The sequence below is a fragment of the Paracoccus sp. TD-10 genome (genome assembly GCF_048270675.1).
Taxonomy (GTDB): Bacteria; Pseudomonadota; Alphaproteobacteria; order Rhodobacterales; family Rhodobacteraceae; genus Paracoccus; species Paracoccus pantotrophus.
This window is the reverse complement of the sequence record NZ_CP182418.1, coordinates 1092417-1108581: the sequence shown is the minus strand read 5'-3', so window position 1 is coordinate 1108581 and position 16165 is coordinate 1092417. Positions and strand designations below refer to the sequence as shown.

Below are 16165 nucleotides of genomic sequence, written 5' to 3'. Positions count from 1 at the left end.
ATGATCGAGAAAACCGTGATCGAGGCGGAAAACGCCGCCCGCGAGGCCGATCTGCAGGCCGATTACCAGGCCCTTGGCGCCCGCCTGGCGCGCCGGAGCGTCGATATCGAGGCGTTGACCGCCCGCGCCATGTCCTTCGGCGTCGCCATCCCCAGCTGGGGGACCGGCACCGGCGGCACCCGCTTCGCCCGGTTTCCGGGCGAGGGCGAGCCGCGCGGCATCATGGACCGGCTGGACGATTGCGGCACCATCCACCAGCTCACCGCCGCCACGCCGCGGGTCAGCCTGCATATCCCCTGGGACAGGGAAGACCCGTCGCTGCTGCGCGAAAAGGCCGAGGAGGTCGGGCTGGGCTTCGACGCCATGAACTCGAACACCTTCCAGGACCAGCCCGGGCAGGCGCGCAGCTACAAGTTCGGCTCGCTCTCGCATACCGACCCGGAGACGCGCCGGCAGGCGGTCGAACACAACCTGGAATGCATCGAGATCGGCCGGGCCATCGGATCCAGGGCGCTGACCGTCTGGATCGGCGACGGCTCGAACTTTCCCGGCCAGACCTCGCTGTCGCGGCAGTTCGACCGCTATCTCGACTCGATGAAGGCGATCTATGCCGGGCTGCCCGAGGACTGGCGGATCTTTTCCGAGCACAAGATCTATGAACCGGCCTTTTATTCGACCGTGGTGCAGGACTGGGGCACCAGCCTGATGACCGCGCAGGAACTGGGTCCGCAGGCGCAATGCCTGGTGGACCTGGGCCATCACGCCCCGAACGTCAATATCGAGATGATCGTGGCGCGGCTGGTGCGGGCCGGCAAGCTGGGCGGCTTCCATTTCAACGACAGCAAATATGGCGACGACGACCTGGACAGCGGCACCATCGAGCCCTTCCGCCTGTTCCTGGTCTTCAACGAACTGGTCGAGCTGGAGGACCGGCCCGGCCTCGACCTGGCCCATATGATCGACCAGAGCCACAATGTCACCGATCCGATCGAAAGCCTGATCGTCTCGGCCGGCGAGATCCAGCGCGCCTTCGTGCAGGCTTCGCTGGTCGACCGCGCGGCGCTGGAGGGCTTGCGGGCGGAAAACGATGCGCTGATGGCGGCGGCGACGCTGCGCGCGGCCTTCCGCACCGATGTCGAGCCGATCCTGCAGATGGCACGGCTGCGCGCCGGCGCGGCCATCGATCCGGTCGCGACCTTCCGCGCCTCGCGCTATCGCCACCGCGTTGCCGCAAAGAGGCCCCGGACACGATCCGACGGCGGAGGTATCGTCTGAATCAGGGGCAGCGAACACGCTGTTTCGGCCAGCCGGACATCATCGCTGGCCCAAGGGCGGCAAGGCCATGTGCGGTGATCGCCCCACACGGGCCCTGTCGCCCAAGCCTTATCCGGGGACGCATCTGGTCTGGCAGGATAAGAGGCGCGACAGTCCCGACCTGCAGGACCGGAGACGGGCGAGCCAGCCGCAGGCCACGCCCTCTCGGCGAAGCGATCCGGGATCGCCGCAAATTCGCAAACAGGACCGGAAGCGAAAACCCGTAAAGGGCGCTGGTAGGGGTGGTCGGACTCGAACCGACACTTCTTGCGAAACCTGATTTTGAGTCAGGCGCGTCTACCATTCCGCCACACCCCCGTGGCGCCCTTTTCCTGGCCGGTGCGGCGCGGCGCGGCGGAACGGCACGACCTTCTGCAAAGGCGATGCTTTCCCGCCGCTGGACGCTTGGAATCCAAAACACCCGCTGCGCCCGGCACTCGGCCATCTCTGCGTTCCGCCTAAGGCGCAACGTAGGGTTTTGCAAGCCCCGACTTAGGCCTGGCCCAGCTTTGCCAGCCGCGCCTCGCGCAGCTGGGCGAAGTCGTCGCCGGCATGGTAGGACGAGCGCGTCAGCGGCGTGGCCGAGACCATCAGGAAGCCCTTGCCATAGGCGGCTTTCTCGTAGCCCTTGAACTCCTCGGGGGTGACGAATCGGTCCACCCGGTGGTGCTTGGGCGTCGGCTGCAGATATTGCCCGATGGTGATGAAGTCCACGTCCGCGGCACGCATGTCGTCCATCACCTGCAGGACGCCCTGGCGATCCTCGCCCAGGCCGACCATGATGCCCGATTTGGTGAACATGGCAGGGTCGAGTTCCTTGACCCGCTGCAACAGCCGCAGGCTGTGGAAATAGCGCGCGCCGGGCCGGACGGTCGGGTAAAGGCCGGGCACGGTTTCAAGGTTGTGGTTGAACACGTCGGGCCGCGCCTCGACCACCGCCTCCAGCGCGCCGGGCTTCGACTTCAGGAAATCGGGTGTCAGCACCTCGATGGTCGAGCCGGGCGAGCGGTGGCGGATGGCGCGAATGGTCTGGGCGAAATGCTCGGCCCCGCCATCGTCCAGGTCGTCGCGGTCCACCGAGGTGATGACCACATGCTTCAGCCCCAGCTTCTGCACGGCATGGGCGACGCGGCCCGGCTCGAACACGTCGAGCGCGTCCGGCTTGCCGGTCATCACGTTGCAGAAGGAACAGCCGCGGGTGCAGATCTCGCCCATGATCATCATGGTGGCGTGGCCCTGGCTCCAGCATTCGCCGACATTGGGGCAGCCGGCCTCTTCGCAGACCGTGGACAGGCGGTTGTTGCGCAGGATGTCGCGGGTGTCCTTGTAGCCCTGGCTGGTCGGCGCCTTCACGCGGATCCAGTCCGGCTTTTTCGGCTGCGGCTGGTCGGGGCGATGGGCTTTCTCGGGGTGGCGCAGAACCGGGGGCATATCCGCCATATCGGCATCCTTTGCTGGGAGTCGGCCGAACTTACGGGTTTTTCGGGTCTTGATCAACGCCCATGCAGGGTGCATCTATGCCCCTTCGATGCTGCGCCGCGGCATCGACCGAAGGGAGGAGCGGATGATGAAAGGACCAATGATGAAACAAGGCGATCTGCTTCCCGAAGTGACCTTCCAGACCCGCGTGCGCGACGAATCCGTCGGCGGCGACAACCCCTATCGCTGGCAGGCGATGACCACCGCGGATTACTTCAAGGGCAAGCGCGTGGTGCTGTTCTCGCTGCCCGGCGCCTTCACGCCGACCTGCTCGACCTATCAGCTGCCGGGGTTCGAGAAGGCGGCCGACGAGATGGCCGAGCTGGGCATCGACGCGATCTATTGCATGTCGGTCAACGACAGTTTCGTGATGAACCAATGGGCCAAGGCGCAGAATCTGCAAAACGTCAAGGTGATCCCGGACGGCTCGGGCGAGTTCACCAAAAAGGTCGGCATGCTGGTGCGCAAGGACAACCTGGGCTTCGGCGCCCGCAGCTGGCGCTATGCCGCCATCGTCGAGGACGGCCGCATCCAGGCCTGGTTCGAGGAGCCCGGCCGGATGGACGATTGCCCCGAGGATCCCTATGGCGCCACCGCGCCCGAGGCGGTGCTGGACTGGCTGCGCGCCAATCCCGCCAAGGCCGCGGCCTGATCCGGGGCCGGCGACGATGCGAAAAGGGCGCCGCCGGGCGCCCTTTTTCATGGCCGTCCATGACCATGCCCGATCGTCAGCCGATCAGCGGTGCGCCCGAGCCATAGGTCTCGCGATAGTGGCGTTCCAGCCGCATCAGGCCCAGGCGCAGCACGATCTTGCCCGAGCGCGCCGACCAGCCCAGCCGCCGCTCGGTCATCTCGATGCCCTCCAGAAAGCAGCAGACCCGCAGGCACAGGTCGCCCATGCCGGGGCCCAACTCGCGCAGCGCAGCGGCGACGCGGTTGCGCGCCCCTTCCGAACCGCCGCCATGGCCGGACGAGACGCGCGAGACATCGACGCCGGCGGTCAGGAAGCGATCCCAGTTCTGGGTGACGCGCGGCCCCATCTGCGCCAGTTCGAAATCCTCGCGCAGCCGTTCGCCGGCCGCGACCAGGTCCGGCGCCAGAAAGGGCCGCCCATCCGGCTCGCGCCGCCGCGCCAGCATCAAGAGCGGGCTTTCGGCGATATTGACGCGGGCACGGCGGCGTCGGCCATCCTCGGGGTCGGTGATCTCGCGCTCGTCCCATTGCCGGTGCCGGTCGGCATGGCGGAAGCCGGCCGCGTCCTCGGCGCAGCCCTGGACCGGGGAAGCGACCGGGGCCGCCAGCACGAAATCCTCGCCCCGCGGCAGGGCGCCGCCGCGCCGGGCGGCCAGGATCGCCCGCAGCGCCTCGCGCCCTTGGGCCGAGAGGGCATAGCGGTCGATCCTGCCCTGGCCCAAGAGCTGCACCCAGCCGCGCATCGCCATATGCTCGGCCAGTTCGCGGTCGAGGATGGCGGTGCGGATCTCGTCGCGCACGACGATGGCCTTGTCCATGCCGCCGGCCACCACCATCTGCGCCCCCGGCTCGGCCAGGCGTCGCAGGATGCGGGTGATCTGCTTGCGGCCCGCCAGCCCCGGATCGGCCGGACCCGCCCCCGCGCCCCTGCCCTTGCCCGCAACGCGCTCGACCGCGCGATCGACCAGCGGATCGTCGCGCCGCGCCTCGAAGCGCCGGATGCGGCGCAGGATGGTCGAGGCATGGCAGCCCGTCTCGCGGGCCAGCGAACGGATCGATTCCCCGCCCTCGACATGGCGCAGGTAAAGCTTGAGATCGCCGTCCTCGGCCTGCGGGACAAGCGCGGTTTCGGGCTGATTGCCGTCCGTGGGCCCGACGCCGGCCGGCAGGGCGGCAATCAGGGCGTCCGGCGCGAAATCTCCCGTCAAAATCGTCATGGTCATTCCTTCGCTTCCTGCAGACGAGCGGGCAGAGGCTCGCCGGTGGGTTGTTTCCCGCCCCGGTCCGGCACAGCGGGACCAAGGCAAGATGCGGCAGTATTTGCTAAGAATTCCTAACGATTCCTTGCTGCGGCGCGCGCAGCACGGGCGGGTGGCGCAACACACGCCATGGTTGCAAATAATTCCCCCGGCCTCGACCGGAAAGGGAAACCGCCATGACGATGATGAGCAATGTGATCGCCTTTCAGCCGCGTCCCGGACAGCCGCATCTGCGCCGCCCCCGACTGCTGGTGCGGGCCGCCAGGGCTGGCCAGGTCGGCTGGCGCCGCAGCCGCGACCTGCACCGGGTGCTGAAATGCGAGACGCCGCCGCCCGCCGGCAAGGCGCTGTCGCGGCTTCTGGCCGAAGAGGAGCGGCTGGACCTGCTTCGCCGCAGCGGCCAGGCCGGCTACGACATGCACCGTCACATCCTGCTGCTGATCGCCATCCTGGCCGAGACGGCCGAGGCCGCGCCCCGCCCGGTGCCGAACCCGGTCACTTGCCCCTGAACAGAGACCCCAGCACCCCGCGCACCAGCGCCTGCCCGGTCCTGGTGCCCAGTTGCCGGGCCAGGCTCTTGCCGAAGGTCACGGCGATCGAATCGCTGTTCGAACGGCGGGCACGGGGCTTGGGCTCGGCCGGAATCCGCAGGCCGGGGTCATAGCGGCGCGCGCGGGTATATTCGCGGTCCATCTGCCACAGATCGTCATCCGCCCCCTTGGCCCCGGCCCCGGCGCTGTCCGCGGCCACCGCCTCGGCGCGTTTCGCCAGGATCTCGGCCGCCGATTCGCGATCCAACGCCCGGCCGTATTTCAGCGCCATGGGCGAGGCCGCATTGATCGCCGCGCGCTCGGCATCCGAAATCGGACCAAGCTGCGACAGCGGCGGGCGAATCAAGGTGCGCTGCACGATGCCCGGCACGCCCTTGGCCTCCAGAAGCGAGGTAACCGCCTCGCCGGTGCCGACGGCCTGGATCGCCTCGGCGGTGTCGAAATCGGGATTGGGGCGATAGTTCTGCGCCGCCAGCCGCAGCGCCTTCTGGTCCTTGGCGGTGAATGCGCGCAGCGCATGCTGGACCCGGTTGCCCAATTGTCCCAGCACCGAATCCGGCAGGTCGGCCGGGTTCTGGCTGATGAACCACAGGCTGACCCCCTTGGAGCGGATCAGCCGCGCCACCTGTTCGATCTTGTCCACCAGCGCCGGGGGGGCGCCGTCGAACAAGAGATGCGCCTCGTCGAAGAAGAAAGCGATGCGGGGCTTGTCCGGGTCGCCCACCTCGGGCAATTGCTCGAAAAGCTCGGACATCAGCCACAGCAGGAAGGTGGCATAGAGCCGCGGCGCGTTCATCAGCCGCTCGGCCGACAGGATGTTGACCATGCCCTTGCCCGAGGCATCAAGCCGCATCATGTCGGCCAGTTCCAGCGCCGGCTCGCCGAACAGCCGGTCGCCGCCCTCGTTCTCCAGCACCATCAGCGCGCGCTGGATCGCGCCGACCGAGGCGGTCGAGACATTGCCGTATTTCAGCGCCAGTTCCTTGGCGTTCTGGCCGACCCAGACCAGCATGGCCTGCAAGTCCTTCATGTCCAGCAGCGCCAGCCCCTGCTCGTCGGCGACGCGGAAGGCGATGTTCATCACCCCTTCCTGCGCATCGGTCAGCCCCATGAGCCGCGACAGCAGCAAGGGCCCCATCTCGGCCGGGGTGGTGCGGACCGGGTGGCCGCGCTCGCCCCAGATGTCCCAGAAGGTGACGGGAAAATCCTGGTAGTCCAGCGCCATCCCGATGGTTTCGCTGCGGGCCTGAAAAGCCTCGTGCAGCTTGCCACCGGGATCGCCGGGCCTGGCGATGCCGGCGAGGTCTCCTTTGACATCCGCCATGAAGACCGGCACGCCAGCACGCGAAAACGATTCGGCCAGGGTTTGCAGCGTCACGGTCTTACCGGTTCCGGTGGCGCCGGCGATCAGCCCGTGGCGGTTGGCATATTTCAGCAGCAGCTTTTGCGGCTCGGCATGGCCAGCCCCGCCGCCCCCCACGAAGACCGTCCCGGTGTCCAGATCGACGATGCCTGTCATGTTTCCTCCACGGATCGGCAAAAAAGCGCAAGGCTCGGACGAAAGGACAATACAATCGTAAGGATTTTGTGCCAGTCTGTTCCTTGCCGGACCCCGCATCGGCGGATGGCCGGCTTCCTCCCTGTTGGACTGCCGCGCCTTCGGGCGCGGCATTTTTTCGCCCGGGCTGCCTGCAATCCGGTCAGATCGCGACGCGATCGCGCCGATGTCATATTTGACCTTTAGGACAGTTGACGGCTTGTCTTGCTGCATCTAGCCTTCCGCGCAATGATGACCGGCCAGTCCGGCAGGGAAGGAAAGCCATGGGGATCCGGGGCAGCGATCTTGCGCCCCGGATCCTCGTGTGTTGCGGCCTCGGGATGGACCCGCGCCTTCACGCCAACGCAAAGGTGACGCAGCGCGATGCGATCCGCCCTGACAAGGCGCGATGCCCATGTTAGGACCGGGGCCGATGCATGGACCAAAGGAAGAGAACATGGTCAACAGGACATCCGCGGCACTGGTTGCCGCCCTTGTTGCACTGGCGGGCAGCACCGCCGGCGTGATGGCACAGGACGCCAGCACCCAGCCCCCGGCCCAGCCGACCGCCGAAGCCCCCGCGGCCGAAGCCCCCGCTGCCGAAGCGCCTGCCACCGAGCCCCCCGCGGCCGAGGCTCCTGCAGCAGAGGCGCAGACCGCCGACGCCCCCGCTGCCGAGACCGCCGGCAACGGCGAGCCCCAGGTCGGCCAGCCCTATGCCAGGTCCACCCATGGCGACTGGACGCTGCGCTGCATGAAGACGGAGGACGGCAAGGATCCCTGCGAGCTTTACCAGCTGCTCAGGGATGACAAGGATTCGCCGGTGGCCGAGGCTTCGGTCATCCCGATGACCGGCAACGTCCAGGCCGTGATCACCTTCATCGCGCCCCTGGAAACCGATCTTCAGGCCGGCGTGGGCCTGCAGGTCGATGCGGGCAAGGAATCGCGCTATCCCTTCCTGCTTTGCGCGCAGGTCGGCTGCGTCTCGCGCGTCGGCCTGGCCGAGGCCGACCTGGCCCCGCTCAAGCGCGGCAAGGCCGCCAGCCTGTCGCTTCTGCCCTTCGGCGCGCCGGAAGACCAGATGGTCAAGCTGCCGCTGTCGCTGACCGGCTTCACCGCCGGCATGAACGCGCTGACCGAGGCCAGCAAGGGCCTTGCTGCCGCCCCCGCCCCCGCCCCTGCCGAGGCGCCCAAGCAGCAGTAAGCCGCAGCGAAAAGGGGCGCCGCAGGGCGCCCCGAGCAAGCGGGCCGGGTCACTCCCGGCCCATCTTCATGCTGCGTGTCACCCGACCGGAAGGGCGACGAAGCGCGGCTCGCCGGCACGGCGCACCATGACCAGGATGGACTTGCGCCCGGCATCGCGCGCCTCCTTGATGCGCGCCTCCAGATCGGCCAGCGTGGCGACCGGATGCTGGCCGGCCTCGGTGATGACGTCGCCCGCGGCCAGCCCCTTGTCGGCGGCGGCCCCGGTCGGCTCGACCGATTGCACCACCAGCCCCTGCATGTCGCGCGACACCCCCAGTTCGGCGGCGATCTCCGGCGTCAGCGGCGCCAGCGTCATGCCCATCAGGTCGCTGGCCGATGCCTCGGCGCTGTCCACCCTGCCGCCGCCGGTGCCCTCGGCCAGTTCGCGCCGGCCCAGCGTCACCTTCAGCTCAACGGGCTTGCCGTCGCGCTGCACCACGACCTCGACCGCCTCGCCCACCGGCGCATCGGCCACCCGGCGCACCAGGTCGCGCGGATCCTCGACCGCGCCGCCGGCAAAGCGGGTGATGACGTCGCCCGCCTTCATGCCGGCATCGGCGGCGGGGCCGGCGGGAACATCCGTGACCATGGCGCCCTTGGCCTCGGCCAGGCCCAGCGATTCGGCGATGTCTTCGGTCACCGGCTGGATCTTGACGCCCAGCCAGCCGCGCCGGGTTTCGCCATATTCCTCGAGTTGCTCGACCACCTTGCTGACCACGTTCGAGGCCATCGAGAAGCCGATGCCGATCGAGCCGCCGTTGGGCGACAGGATCGCGGTGTTCACCCCGATCACCTCGCCGTCCATGTTGAACAGCGGCCCGCCCGAGTTGCCGCGGTTGATCGCCGCATCGGTCTGGATGAAATCGTCATAGGTGCCCGAAAGCGCGCGGTTGCGGGCCGAGACGATCCCGGTCGAGGCCGAGAAGCCCTGCCCCAGCGGGTTGCCGAGCGCCAGAACCCAGTCGCCCACCCGCGCCCGGTCGCTGTCGCCGAACTTGACGAAGGGCAAGGCATCGCTGCTTTCCACCTTCAGCACGGCGATATCGGTCTTGTCATCCTTGCCGATCACCTTGGCCGGCAGCCGCTTGCCGGAAAAGAACTCGATCTCGATCGCATCGGCGCCGTCGATGACATGGTTGTTGGTCACGATCAGCCCGTCGGGAGAGATGACGAAGCCCGATCCCAGCGCGTTCGAGCGCTGCTCGCGCTGCGGCCCGCGCTGGAAGGGATTGCCCTCGCCCGGAGGGAAGCCGGGAAAGCCGAATTCGCGAAACAGGTCGCTGAACGGGCTGCCCTCGGGCAGTTGCGGCCCGCGCACCAAGGGCGTCGAGACGGTCGAGGTGGTGGTGATGTTGACCACGGCGGGGCTGACCTTTTCGACCAGGTCGGCAAAGCTTTCGGGCATGACCTGCTGCTGGCGGGCCTGGCTGTCGGGCGCGGTCAGCGGCTGGTTGTTGTTCGCGGCCTCCTGCGCTGCATCGGCGCCGGGGACCGCCGGTTCTTGCGCGATGGCCGGCGTCAGCGCCATCAGCAGCGCAAGCCCCGAGGCGGTCAGGAAATGGCGGGAAGAGGGTCTGTTCATCTGGATTGTCTCCTTCCATGCCCGGGCGGCGCTACCCGGTCTCCTGGCAATATGCTCATGTTCAAGGGGATTTTCGAGCCCGTTGCAAATGAACCACGCTCGCAAAGGATGAACTGATCGTGACTTGCAGGCAATGCCGGGCGCAGGCCTCGGGCCATAAAAAAGTTCCGCACCCCAGGGGACGCGGAACAGGTTTCATCGCAGCGATGATCTTCAGTGCAGCGCCGCCGCCTTTCCCGCGCAAATCAGCGTGACCAGGGTCGAGGCGCCGCGCATCTCGATGCCGGCCACGTCCATCGGCCGGCGATCCATGTCGCCGCCCAGGATCTCGACCCGGCCCGCGCCGTAAAAGGCCGCATCCAGCAAGGGCAGCACCGCGTCGCCCCGCAGCTCGGCCTCGACCCCGCCGGGGATCGGGTGGATGGCGGCGGGGGTGATGCGCCTGGCGCCGACGATCAGTTCCATGTCCTGCCTTTCGTCCTGGTCGGGGCCCGGCCGCGCGCTGCGCCCGGACCCGGATCGCCTCAGCTGCAACCGCTGGTCGCGCCGCAGGTGTTGCACTTCATGCAGGTGCCGTTCCTGACCAGCGTGTAATTGCCGCATTCGCCGCAGGGATCGCCCTCGTAGCCCTGCATCCGCGCCTTGGCGCGCGCATCCATGGCCACGACGCCGACCGCCGTCGCCGCCTCGACCGTCGAAACCGCCGCGACCGAGACCCCGGATTGCAGCGCCACCAGATCCTGCGGCAGGCGCTTGCGCAGATAGCCGGTCGAGCTGATCTGCTTGAGCATCTCGAGCGAACGCGAGGCGCCCTCGCTGACCGGGGCGAGATTGGGCTGGCTCTCGGCCTCGCCGCCGCCCAGGTCGTCGAAGCGCGCGCCCTGCGGCTTCACATGCGCCAGGTCGGTGCGGTCCAGATAGGACACGGCCAGCTCGCGGAACACATAGTCGAGGATCGAGGTCGCGTTCTTGATGCTGTCATTGCCCTGGACCATGCCCGCCGGCTCGAAGCGGGTGAAGGTGAAGGCGTCGACGAACTCCTCCAGCGGCACGCCGTATTGCAGGCCCACCGACACGGCGATGGCGAAATTGTTCATCATCGCCCGGAAGCCCGCGCCTTCCTTGTGCATGTCGATGAAGATCTCGCCCAGCTTGCCGTCGTCATATTCGCCGGTGCGCAGATAGACCTTGTGCCCGCCGATGATCGCCTTCTGGGTATAGCCCTTGCGACGCTGCGGCAGCTTTTCGCGATGGCTGCGCACCGCCTCCTTGACGATGATCTTCTCGACCACTTTCTCGGCGATGACCACGGCCTTTTCCTGCGCGCTGCCGCTGGCCAGGATCTCCTCGGCCTCCTCGTCGTCCTCGACCAGCGCCGAGGCCAGCGGCTGCGACAGCTTGGAGCCGTCGCGGTAAAGCGCATTGGCCTTAATGCCCAGCGACCAGCTCAGCTCATAGGCGGCCAGCGCATCGGCGATGGAGGCGCTGTTCGGCATGTTGATGGTCTTGGAGATCGCGCCCGAGATGAAGCTCTGCGCCGCCGCCATCATGCGGATATGGCTGTCCACCGACAGGTAGCGGGTGCCCTTCTTGCCGCAGGCATTGGCGCAGTCGAAGACCGGGTAATGCGCAGGGTCCAGATGCGGCGCGCCCTCCAGCGTCATGGTGCCGCAGACATGGTCGTTGGCGGCGTCGATCTGCGCCCGGGTAAAGCCCAGGTGCCGCAGCAGGTCGAAGCCGGGGTCGTTCAGCTTCTCTGCCGGGATGCCCAGGGTCTCGCGGCAGAAGGCTTCGCCCAGCGTCCACTGGTTGAAGACGAAGCGGATGTCGAAGGCCGAGGCCAGGGCCGCGTCGATCTTTTCCAGCTCGCGCGGTCCGAAGCCGTGGCCTACCAGGCTGGCATGGTTGATGCCGGGGCAATTGCCCAGGCTGGCATGGCCCACGGCATAGGCGATGATCTCCTCGATCTGGGCCGAGCCGTAACCCAGCGCCTCCAGCGCCGCCGGAACCGAGCGGTTGATGATCTTGAAATAGCCGCCGCCGGCCAGCTTCTTGAACTTCACCAGCGCGAAATCGGGCTCGATTCCGGTGGTGTCGCAATCCATCACCAGCCCGATGGTGCCGGTGGGCGCGATCACCGTCGCCTGCGCGTTGCGATAGCCATGCGCCTCGCCCAGGGTCAGCGCCTCGTCCCAGGCGCCCTGCGCCAGCGCCACCAGCCGCGGGTCGGGGCAGTTCGCGGCATCCAGTTCCACCGGGGCCACGTTCACGCCCTGGTAGGCGCCGGTGCCATAAGCCGCCGCGCGATGGTTGCGGATCACCCGCAGCATGTGCTGGGCGTTCTTGGCATAGCCGGGGAACGGCCCCAGTTCCGCTGCCATCTCGGCCGAGGTGGCATAGCTCACCCCGGTCATCACCGCGGTCAGCGCGCCGCACAGCGCCCTGCCCTCGTCGCTGTCATAGCCAAGGCCCATGTTCATCAGGAGCCCGCCGATATTGGCATAGCCCAGGCCCAGCGTGCGGAAGTCATAGCTGCGCTGCGCGATCTCCTTGCTGGGGAACTGCGCCATCATCACCGAGATTTCCAGCGTCACCGTCCACAGCCGGCAGGCATGGACATAGCCGTCGGCGTCGAACTCGCCGCCCTGCCAGAAGCTCAGCAGGTTCATCGAGGCCAGGTTGCAGGCGGTGTCGTCCAGGAACATGTACTCGCTGCACGGGTTCGAGGCGCGGATCGGCCCGTCCTCGGGGCAGGTGTGCCAGGCATTGATGGTGTCGTGGAACTGGATACCCGGATCGGCGCAGGCCCAGGCGGCATGGCCGATCTGGCTCCAGAGTTCGCGCGCCGAGACGGTCTTGGCCACCTTGCCGTCGGTGCGGCGCACCAGCTCCCAGGGCAGGTCGTCGCGCACGGCGCGCAGGAAGGCATCCGTCACCCGGACCGAGTTGTTCGAGTTCTGCCCCGAGACCGAGACATAGGCTTCCGAGTCCCAATCCGTATCATAGGTCGGGAACTCAATCGAATCAAAGCCCTGGCGGGCATATTGAAGAACCCGGTTGATATAGGTTTCCGGGATCATCACGCGTTTTGCCCCGCGGATCGCCGCCTTCAGCGCGGCGTTCCGGGCGGGATCGGTGGCATCCTCGACGCTGCCGTCCCATCCGCGGATGGCGGCGAAGATGGCATTCAGCTCGCGCTCATGCATCTTCGAACCCGCCACCAGCGAGGCGACCTTCTGTTCTTCGATGACCTTCCAGTTGATGAACTGCTCGATGTCGGGGTGATCCATGTCGCAGATCACCATCTTTGCCGCGCGCCGGGTCGTTCCGCCCGATTTGATCGCGCCGGCTGCGCGGTCTCCGATCTTCAGGAAGCCCATGAGCCCCGAAGATTTCCCGCCGCCCGACAGTTTCTCGCCCTCCCCTCGAAGGGACGAAAAATTGGTGCCCGTGCCCGAGCCGTATTTGAAAAGCCGCGCCTCGCGGACCCACAGGTCCATGATGCCACCCTCGTTCACCAGGTCGTCGGCGACGGACTGGATGAAGCAGGCATGCGGCTGGGGATGTTCATAGGCGCTGTCCGACCGGACCAGCTTGCCGGTCTTGTAATCGACATAGAAATGGCCCTGGCCGGGGCCGTCGATGCCATAGGCCCAATGCAAGCCGGTGTTGAACCATTGCGGGCTGTTCGGCGCCCCCATCTGGCTGGCCAGCATGAAGCGCATCTCGTCGTAATAGGCGCGGGCGTCTTCTTCGTTCGAAAAATACCCGCCCTTCCAGCCCCAATAGGTCCAGGCGCCGGCCATGCGGTCGAAGACCTGCCGCGCGCTGGACTCGCCGCCAAAGCGCGCCTCCTGGGGCAACGCCGCCAGCGCCGCCTCGTCGGGGACGGAACGCCACAGGAACTCGGGCACGCCCTTTTCCTTGACGCGTTTCAGCCGCGCCGGCACCCCGGCCTTGCGGAAGTATTTCTGGGCGATCACGTCCGAGGCGACCTGGCTCCAGCCCTGGGGCACCTCGACCGAATCGTTGCGAAAGACGACGGTGCCGTCCGGGTTGCGGATCTCGCTGCTGGTGGTGGTAAAGGAAAGCGCGCCGTAAGCCCCGCTCTCGACCGTGGTGAAGCGCCGTTCGATCCGCATCCTGACTGTCCCCCGTCATCCGCAACAGGACCGCATGCCGCCCGCCGCCGCCCGCGCCAAGCACGGGCCCAGGCGGCCGGATCGCACGGCACCCCGAAGCATTTTTCCTGATCTTCGCCCCGGCGCCGGACCGGATCACCTGTCGAAAAAGACACAAGATCTGGTGGCACCGAGGGCCTGGGCCACAAATTGACCCGAGACAGGACGCATTTCAATCAAAATTTTCGCTGGACTTCGCCACCGATTCCGACCCTCGCGGCGCCGCGAGATTCGCTGCAAATGCACTGTTAACAACTGCCCCTTGGCGGCCGGCGGCGAAAAGCCAAGCGATCTGGCGGGGTTCCTTGCGGCCGCTCACCCGGTTTCCACAGGCTTATCCCCAGTCGCAAGGCATCAAGGTTGCAATTTCGTTCCCGCACTCGCGCCTCGCGATTTTTCCGGCTGCGGCAGGATGACGCCCCGGTCGGTCACGATCAGGTCCAGGGGCTGGTCGGTCGCCTCGGCGGGGATGGCGCGAATCTCTTGCGCCGCGTAGGCCAGCCCGATGGCGACCACCGCCCCCTCAGCACGCAGCCGGGCCAGCGTGCGGTCATAGAATCCGCCGCCATAGCCCAGCCGATGCCCGGACCGGTCAAAGCCGGCCAGCGGCACGATCAGCACCTCGGGGCGCAGCAGCGGCGAATCGGCTGGGGGATGAAGGGTGCCGAAGCGGCCCGGCTCCAGCCGGTCGCCATGGGCGCGGAACGCCAGCGGCTGGGCCGGGCCGATCACCACCGGCAGGCAGACCGGCCCCTGATGCGCGGCCATGGCCGGGCGCGGATCGGCCTCGCCCCGCATCGGCCAGTAGCCGGCCAGCACCCTGCCGCGATGGGGCGCCAGCGCCGCGATCAGATGGCACGTCAGCGCGGCATCGTCGCCGCCCGCCGCGCGCGCCGCCAGAGCCGCCTGGCGCAAAGCGGCCTTCAGACCAGTATCCATGAAGCCAGCCCAAGGAATGCAAAGAACCCCATCATGTCGGTCATGGTGGTGACGAAGGTGCCCGAGGCCAGCGCCGGATCCAGCCCCAGCCTGCTCAGGCTCAGCGGCACCAGCACGCCGCCCATCGCCGCGACCACCTGGTTGGCGATCATCGCCATGCCCAGCACCAGGCCGATCTGCAAGCTGCCCAGGATGATGGCGCCGGCCAGGGTCAGGATCACCGCCAGGCCGAGGCCGTTGAGCATCCCCGCCATCAGTTCGCGCAGGATCACGCGGCGCGCATTGGCGCTGGTCAGCTCGCGCGTGGCCAGCGCGCGCACCGCCACGGCCAGCGACTGCGTGCCGGCGATGCCGCCGGTCGAGGCGACGATGGGCATCAGCGCCGCCAGGATCACCAACTGCGCCAGCGTCGATTCGAAGCGCGAGATCACCAGCGCCGAAAGCGAGGCGGTGCAGAGGTTGATCACCAGCCAGGGCAGGCGCTGGCGCGCGGTCTGGAACGGCCCGTCCGAGACGTGGCTGTCATCCGAGACGCGGGCCATGCGCAGGAAGTCCTCTTCGTGCTCCTCGTCCAGCACCGACATGGCGTCGTCGATGGTGATGACGCCGACCAGCCGGTCGTCGTCATCGACCACCGGGGCCGAGATCAGGTGATACTTGTTGAAGGCATAGGCCACGTCGCCCTCGTCCTGCCGGGCCGAGATGGTGCGGAAGCTGTCCTCGGTGATGTCGCGCAACAGCACCTCGCGGCGCGAGGCCAGAAGCTTGCCCAGCGTGACATAGCCGGTCGGATGGCGGCGCGGATCGACCAGCACCACGTGATAGAACTGGTCGGGCAGCCATTCCTCGGCGCGCAGGAAGTCGATGGCCTCGCCCACGCTCCAATGTTCGGGCGCGGTCACCACCTCGGATTGCATCAGGCGGCCGGCCGAATATTCCGGCCAGGTCAGCGAGCGTTCGACGGCGGCGCGGTCGGATTCGTCCAGCGCCGCCAGAATGGCCTGCTGCTCGGGCTCCTCCATGTCCTCGATCAGGTCGACGACATCGTCGCTGTCCATCTCGCGCACCGCCTCGGCCACCACCTCGCGGGGCAGCTGCTCGATCACTTCGTCGCGGATGGATTCGTCGATCTCGGACAGGATCTCGCCGTCGATCTCGCCGGAATAGAGATGCAGGAACTCGCGCCGGCGCGCCGGCGTCAACTGCTCGATCAGGTCGGCGATGTCGGCGGCGTGCATCGGCTCCAGCGCGGCATCCAGCGCCGGGCCGTCGCCGTCGTCCACGGCCTTGTTGATCGCGTCGATGTCCTGCCGGCTCAGCTGGAAATCGGCTTCGGGGGCATCCGTGTCGGTTTCGCGCGGCTCGGTCATCGGCTGGCTCCTCGG

At 67.6% G+C, this 16165-nt stretch carries 12 protein-coding genes and 1 tRNA gene; 4 read left to right on the top strand and 9 right to left on the bottom strand.

What is annotated here, in order from left to right; genetic code table 11:
- Positions 1-1275, top strand: coding sequence for an L-rhamnose catabolism isomerase (gene rhaI / locus ACNKFW_RS05430; protein WP_147427814.1), 1275 nt, complete (start codon positions 1-3; stop codon positions 1273-1275).
- Positions 1276-1548: 273 nt separating this feature from the next.
- Here rhaI and ACNKFW_RS05425 read toward each other — a convergent pair.
- A tRNA-Leu gene (locus ACNKFW_RS05425) sits at positions 1549-1632 on the bottom strand.
- Positions 1633-1806: 174 nt separating this feature from the next.
- Entirely contained in the window at positions 1807-2754 is a 948-nt protein-coding gene (lipA, locus tag ACNKFW_RS05420) for a lipoyl synthase (protein WP_024844672.1), read from the bottom strand.
- A 142-nt stretch (positions 2755-2896) separates the two neighbouring features.
- Here lipA and ACNKFW_RS05415 point away from each other — a divergent pair, with 142 nt between their 5' ends.
- Entirely contained in the window at positions 2897-3445 is a 549-nt protein-coding gene (locus ACNKFW_RS05415; protein WP_024844673.1) for a peroxiredoxin, read from the top strand.
- A gap of 76 nt (positions 3446-3521) precedes the next feature.
- On the opposite strand, the gene ACNKFW_RS05410 is transcribed toward ACNKFW_RS05415, so the two are convergent.
- Positions 3522-4709 carry a DUF6456 domain-containing protein gene (locus tag ACNKFW_RS05410; RefSeq protein ID WP_418024063.1) on the bottom strand — a complete coding sequence of 396 codons (1188 nt, stop codon included), beginning with the start codon at positions 4707-4709 and terminating at the stop codon, positions 3522-3524.
- A 212-nt stretch (positions 4710-4921) separates the two neighbouring features.
- Between ACNKFW_RS05410 and ACNKFW_RS05405 the strand changes: the two genes are divergently transcribed.
- A complete protein-coding gene (locus ACNKFW_RS05405; protein WP_147427811.1) occupies positions 4922-5254 on the top strand; it encodes a DUF6477 family protein in 333 nt (110 codons plus the stop codon).
- On the opposite strand, the gene ACNKFW_RS05400 is transcribed toward ACNKFW_RS05405, so the two are convergent.
- Positions 5241-6815, bottom strand: coding sequence for a helicase HerA-like domain-containing protein (locus ACNKFW_RS05400; protein ID WP_024844676.1), 1575 nt, complete (start codon positions 6813-6815; stop codon positions 5241-5243). The genes ACNKFW_RS05405 and ACNKFW_RS05400 overlap by 14 nt on opposite strands.
- 475 nt (positions 6816-7290) lie before the next feature.
- On the opposite strand from ACNKFW_RS05400, the gene ACNKFW_RS05395 reads away from it, so the two are divergent.
- Positions 7291-8037 (top strand): invasion associated locus B family protein, encoded by a 747-nt coding sequence (locus ACNKFW_RS05395; RefSeq protein WP_244314534.1) that lies wholly within the window; start codon positions 7291-7293, stop codon positions 8035-8037.
- Between the two features lie 78 nt (positions 8038-8115).
- Here ACNKFW_RS05395 and ACNKFW_RS05390 read toward each other — a convergent pair whose 3' ends face one another.
- From ACNKFW_RS05390 to mgtE, 5 genes are all read right to left on the bottom strand, one after another.
- Positions 8116-9660: a DegQ family serine endoprotease gene (locus tag ACNKFW_RS05390; protein ID WP_024844678.1), complete on the bottom strand. Its 1545-nt coding sequence runs from the start codon at positions 9658-9660 to the stop codon at positions 8116-8118.
- A 213-nt stretch (positions 9661-9873) separates the two neighbouring features.
- The gene (locus ACNKFW_RS05385; protein WP_028710835.1) at positions 9874-10125 is read right to left on the bottom strand and encodes a hypothetical protein; all 252 of its coding nucleotides are present in this window, start codon (positions 10123-10125) and stop codon (positions 9874-9876) included.
- 59 nt (positions 10126-10184) lie between these two features.
- Positions 10185-13802, bottom strand: coding sequence for a vitamin B12-dependent ribonucleotide reductase (locus ACNKFW_RS05380; RefSeq protein ID WP_147427805.1), 3618 nt, complete (start codon positions 13800-13802; stop codon positions 10185-10187).
- A 393-nt stretch (positions 13803-14195) separates the two neighbouring features.
- A complete protein-coding gene (locus ACNKFW_RS05375; protein WP_147427803.1) occupies positions 14196-14780 on the bottom strand; it encodes a 5-formyltetrahydrofolate cyclo-ligase in 585 nt (194 codons plus the stop codon).
- On the bottom strand, positions 14765-16150 hold the full coding sequence (gene mgtE, locus ACNKFW_RS05370) for a magnesium transporter (RefSeq protein WP_024844682.1): 1386 nt from the start codon (positions 16148-16150) through the stop codon (positions 14765-14767). The genes ACNKFW_RS05375 and mgtE overlap by 16 nt, the downstream gene beginning before the upstream one ends.
- Between the last annotated feature and the right edge of the window lie 15 nt (positions 16151-16165).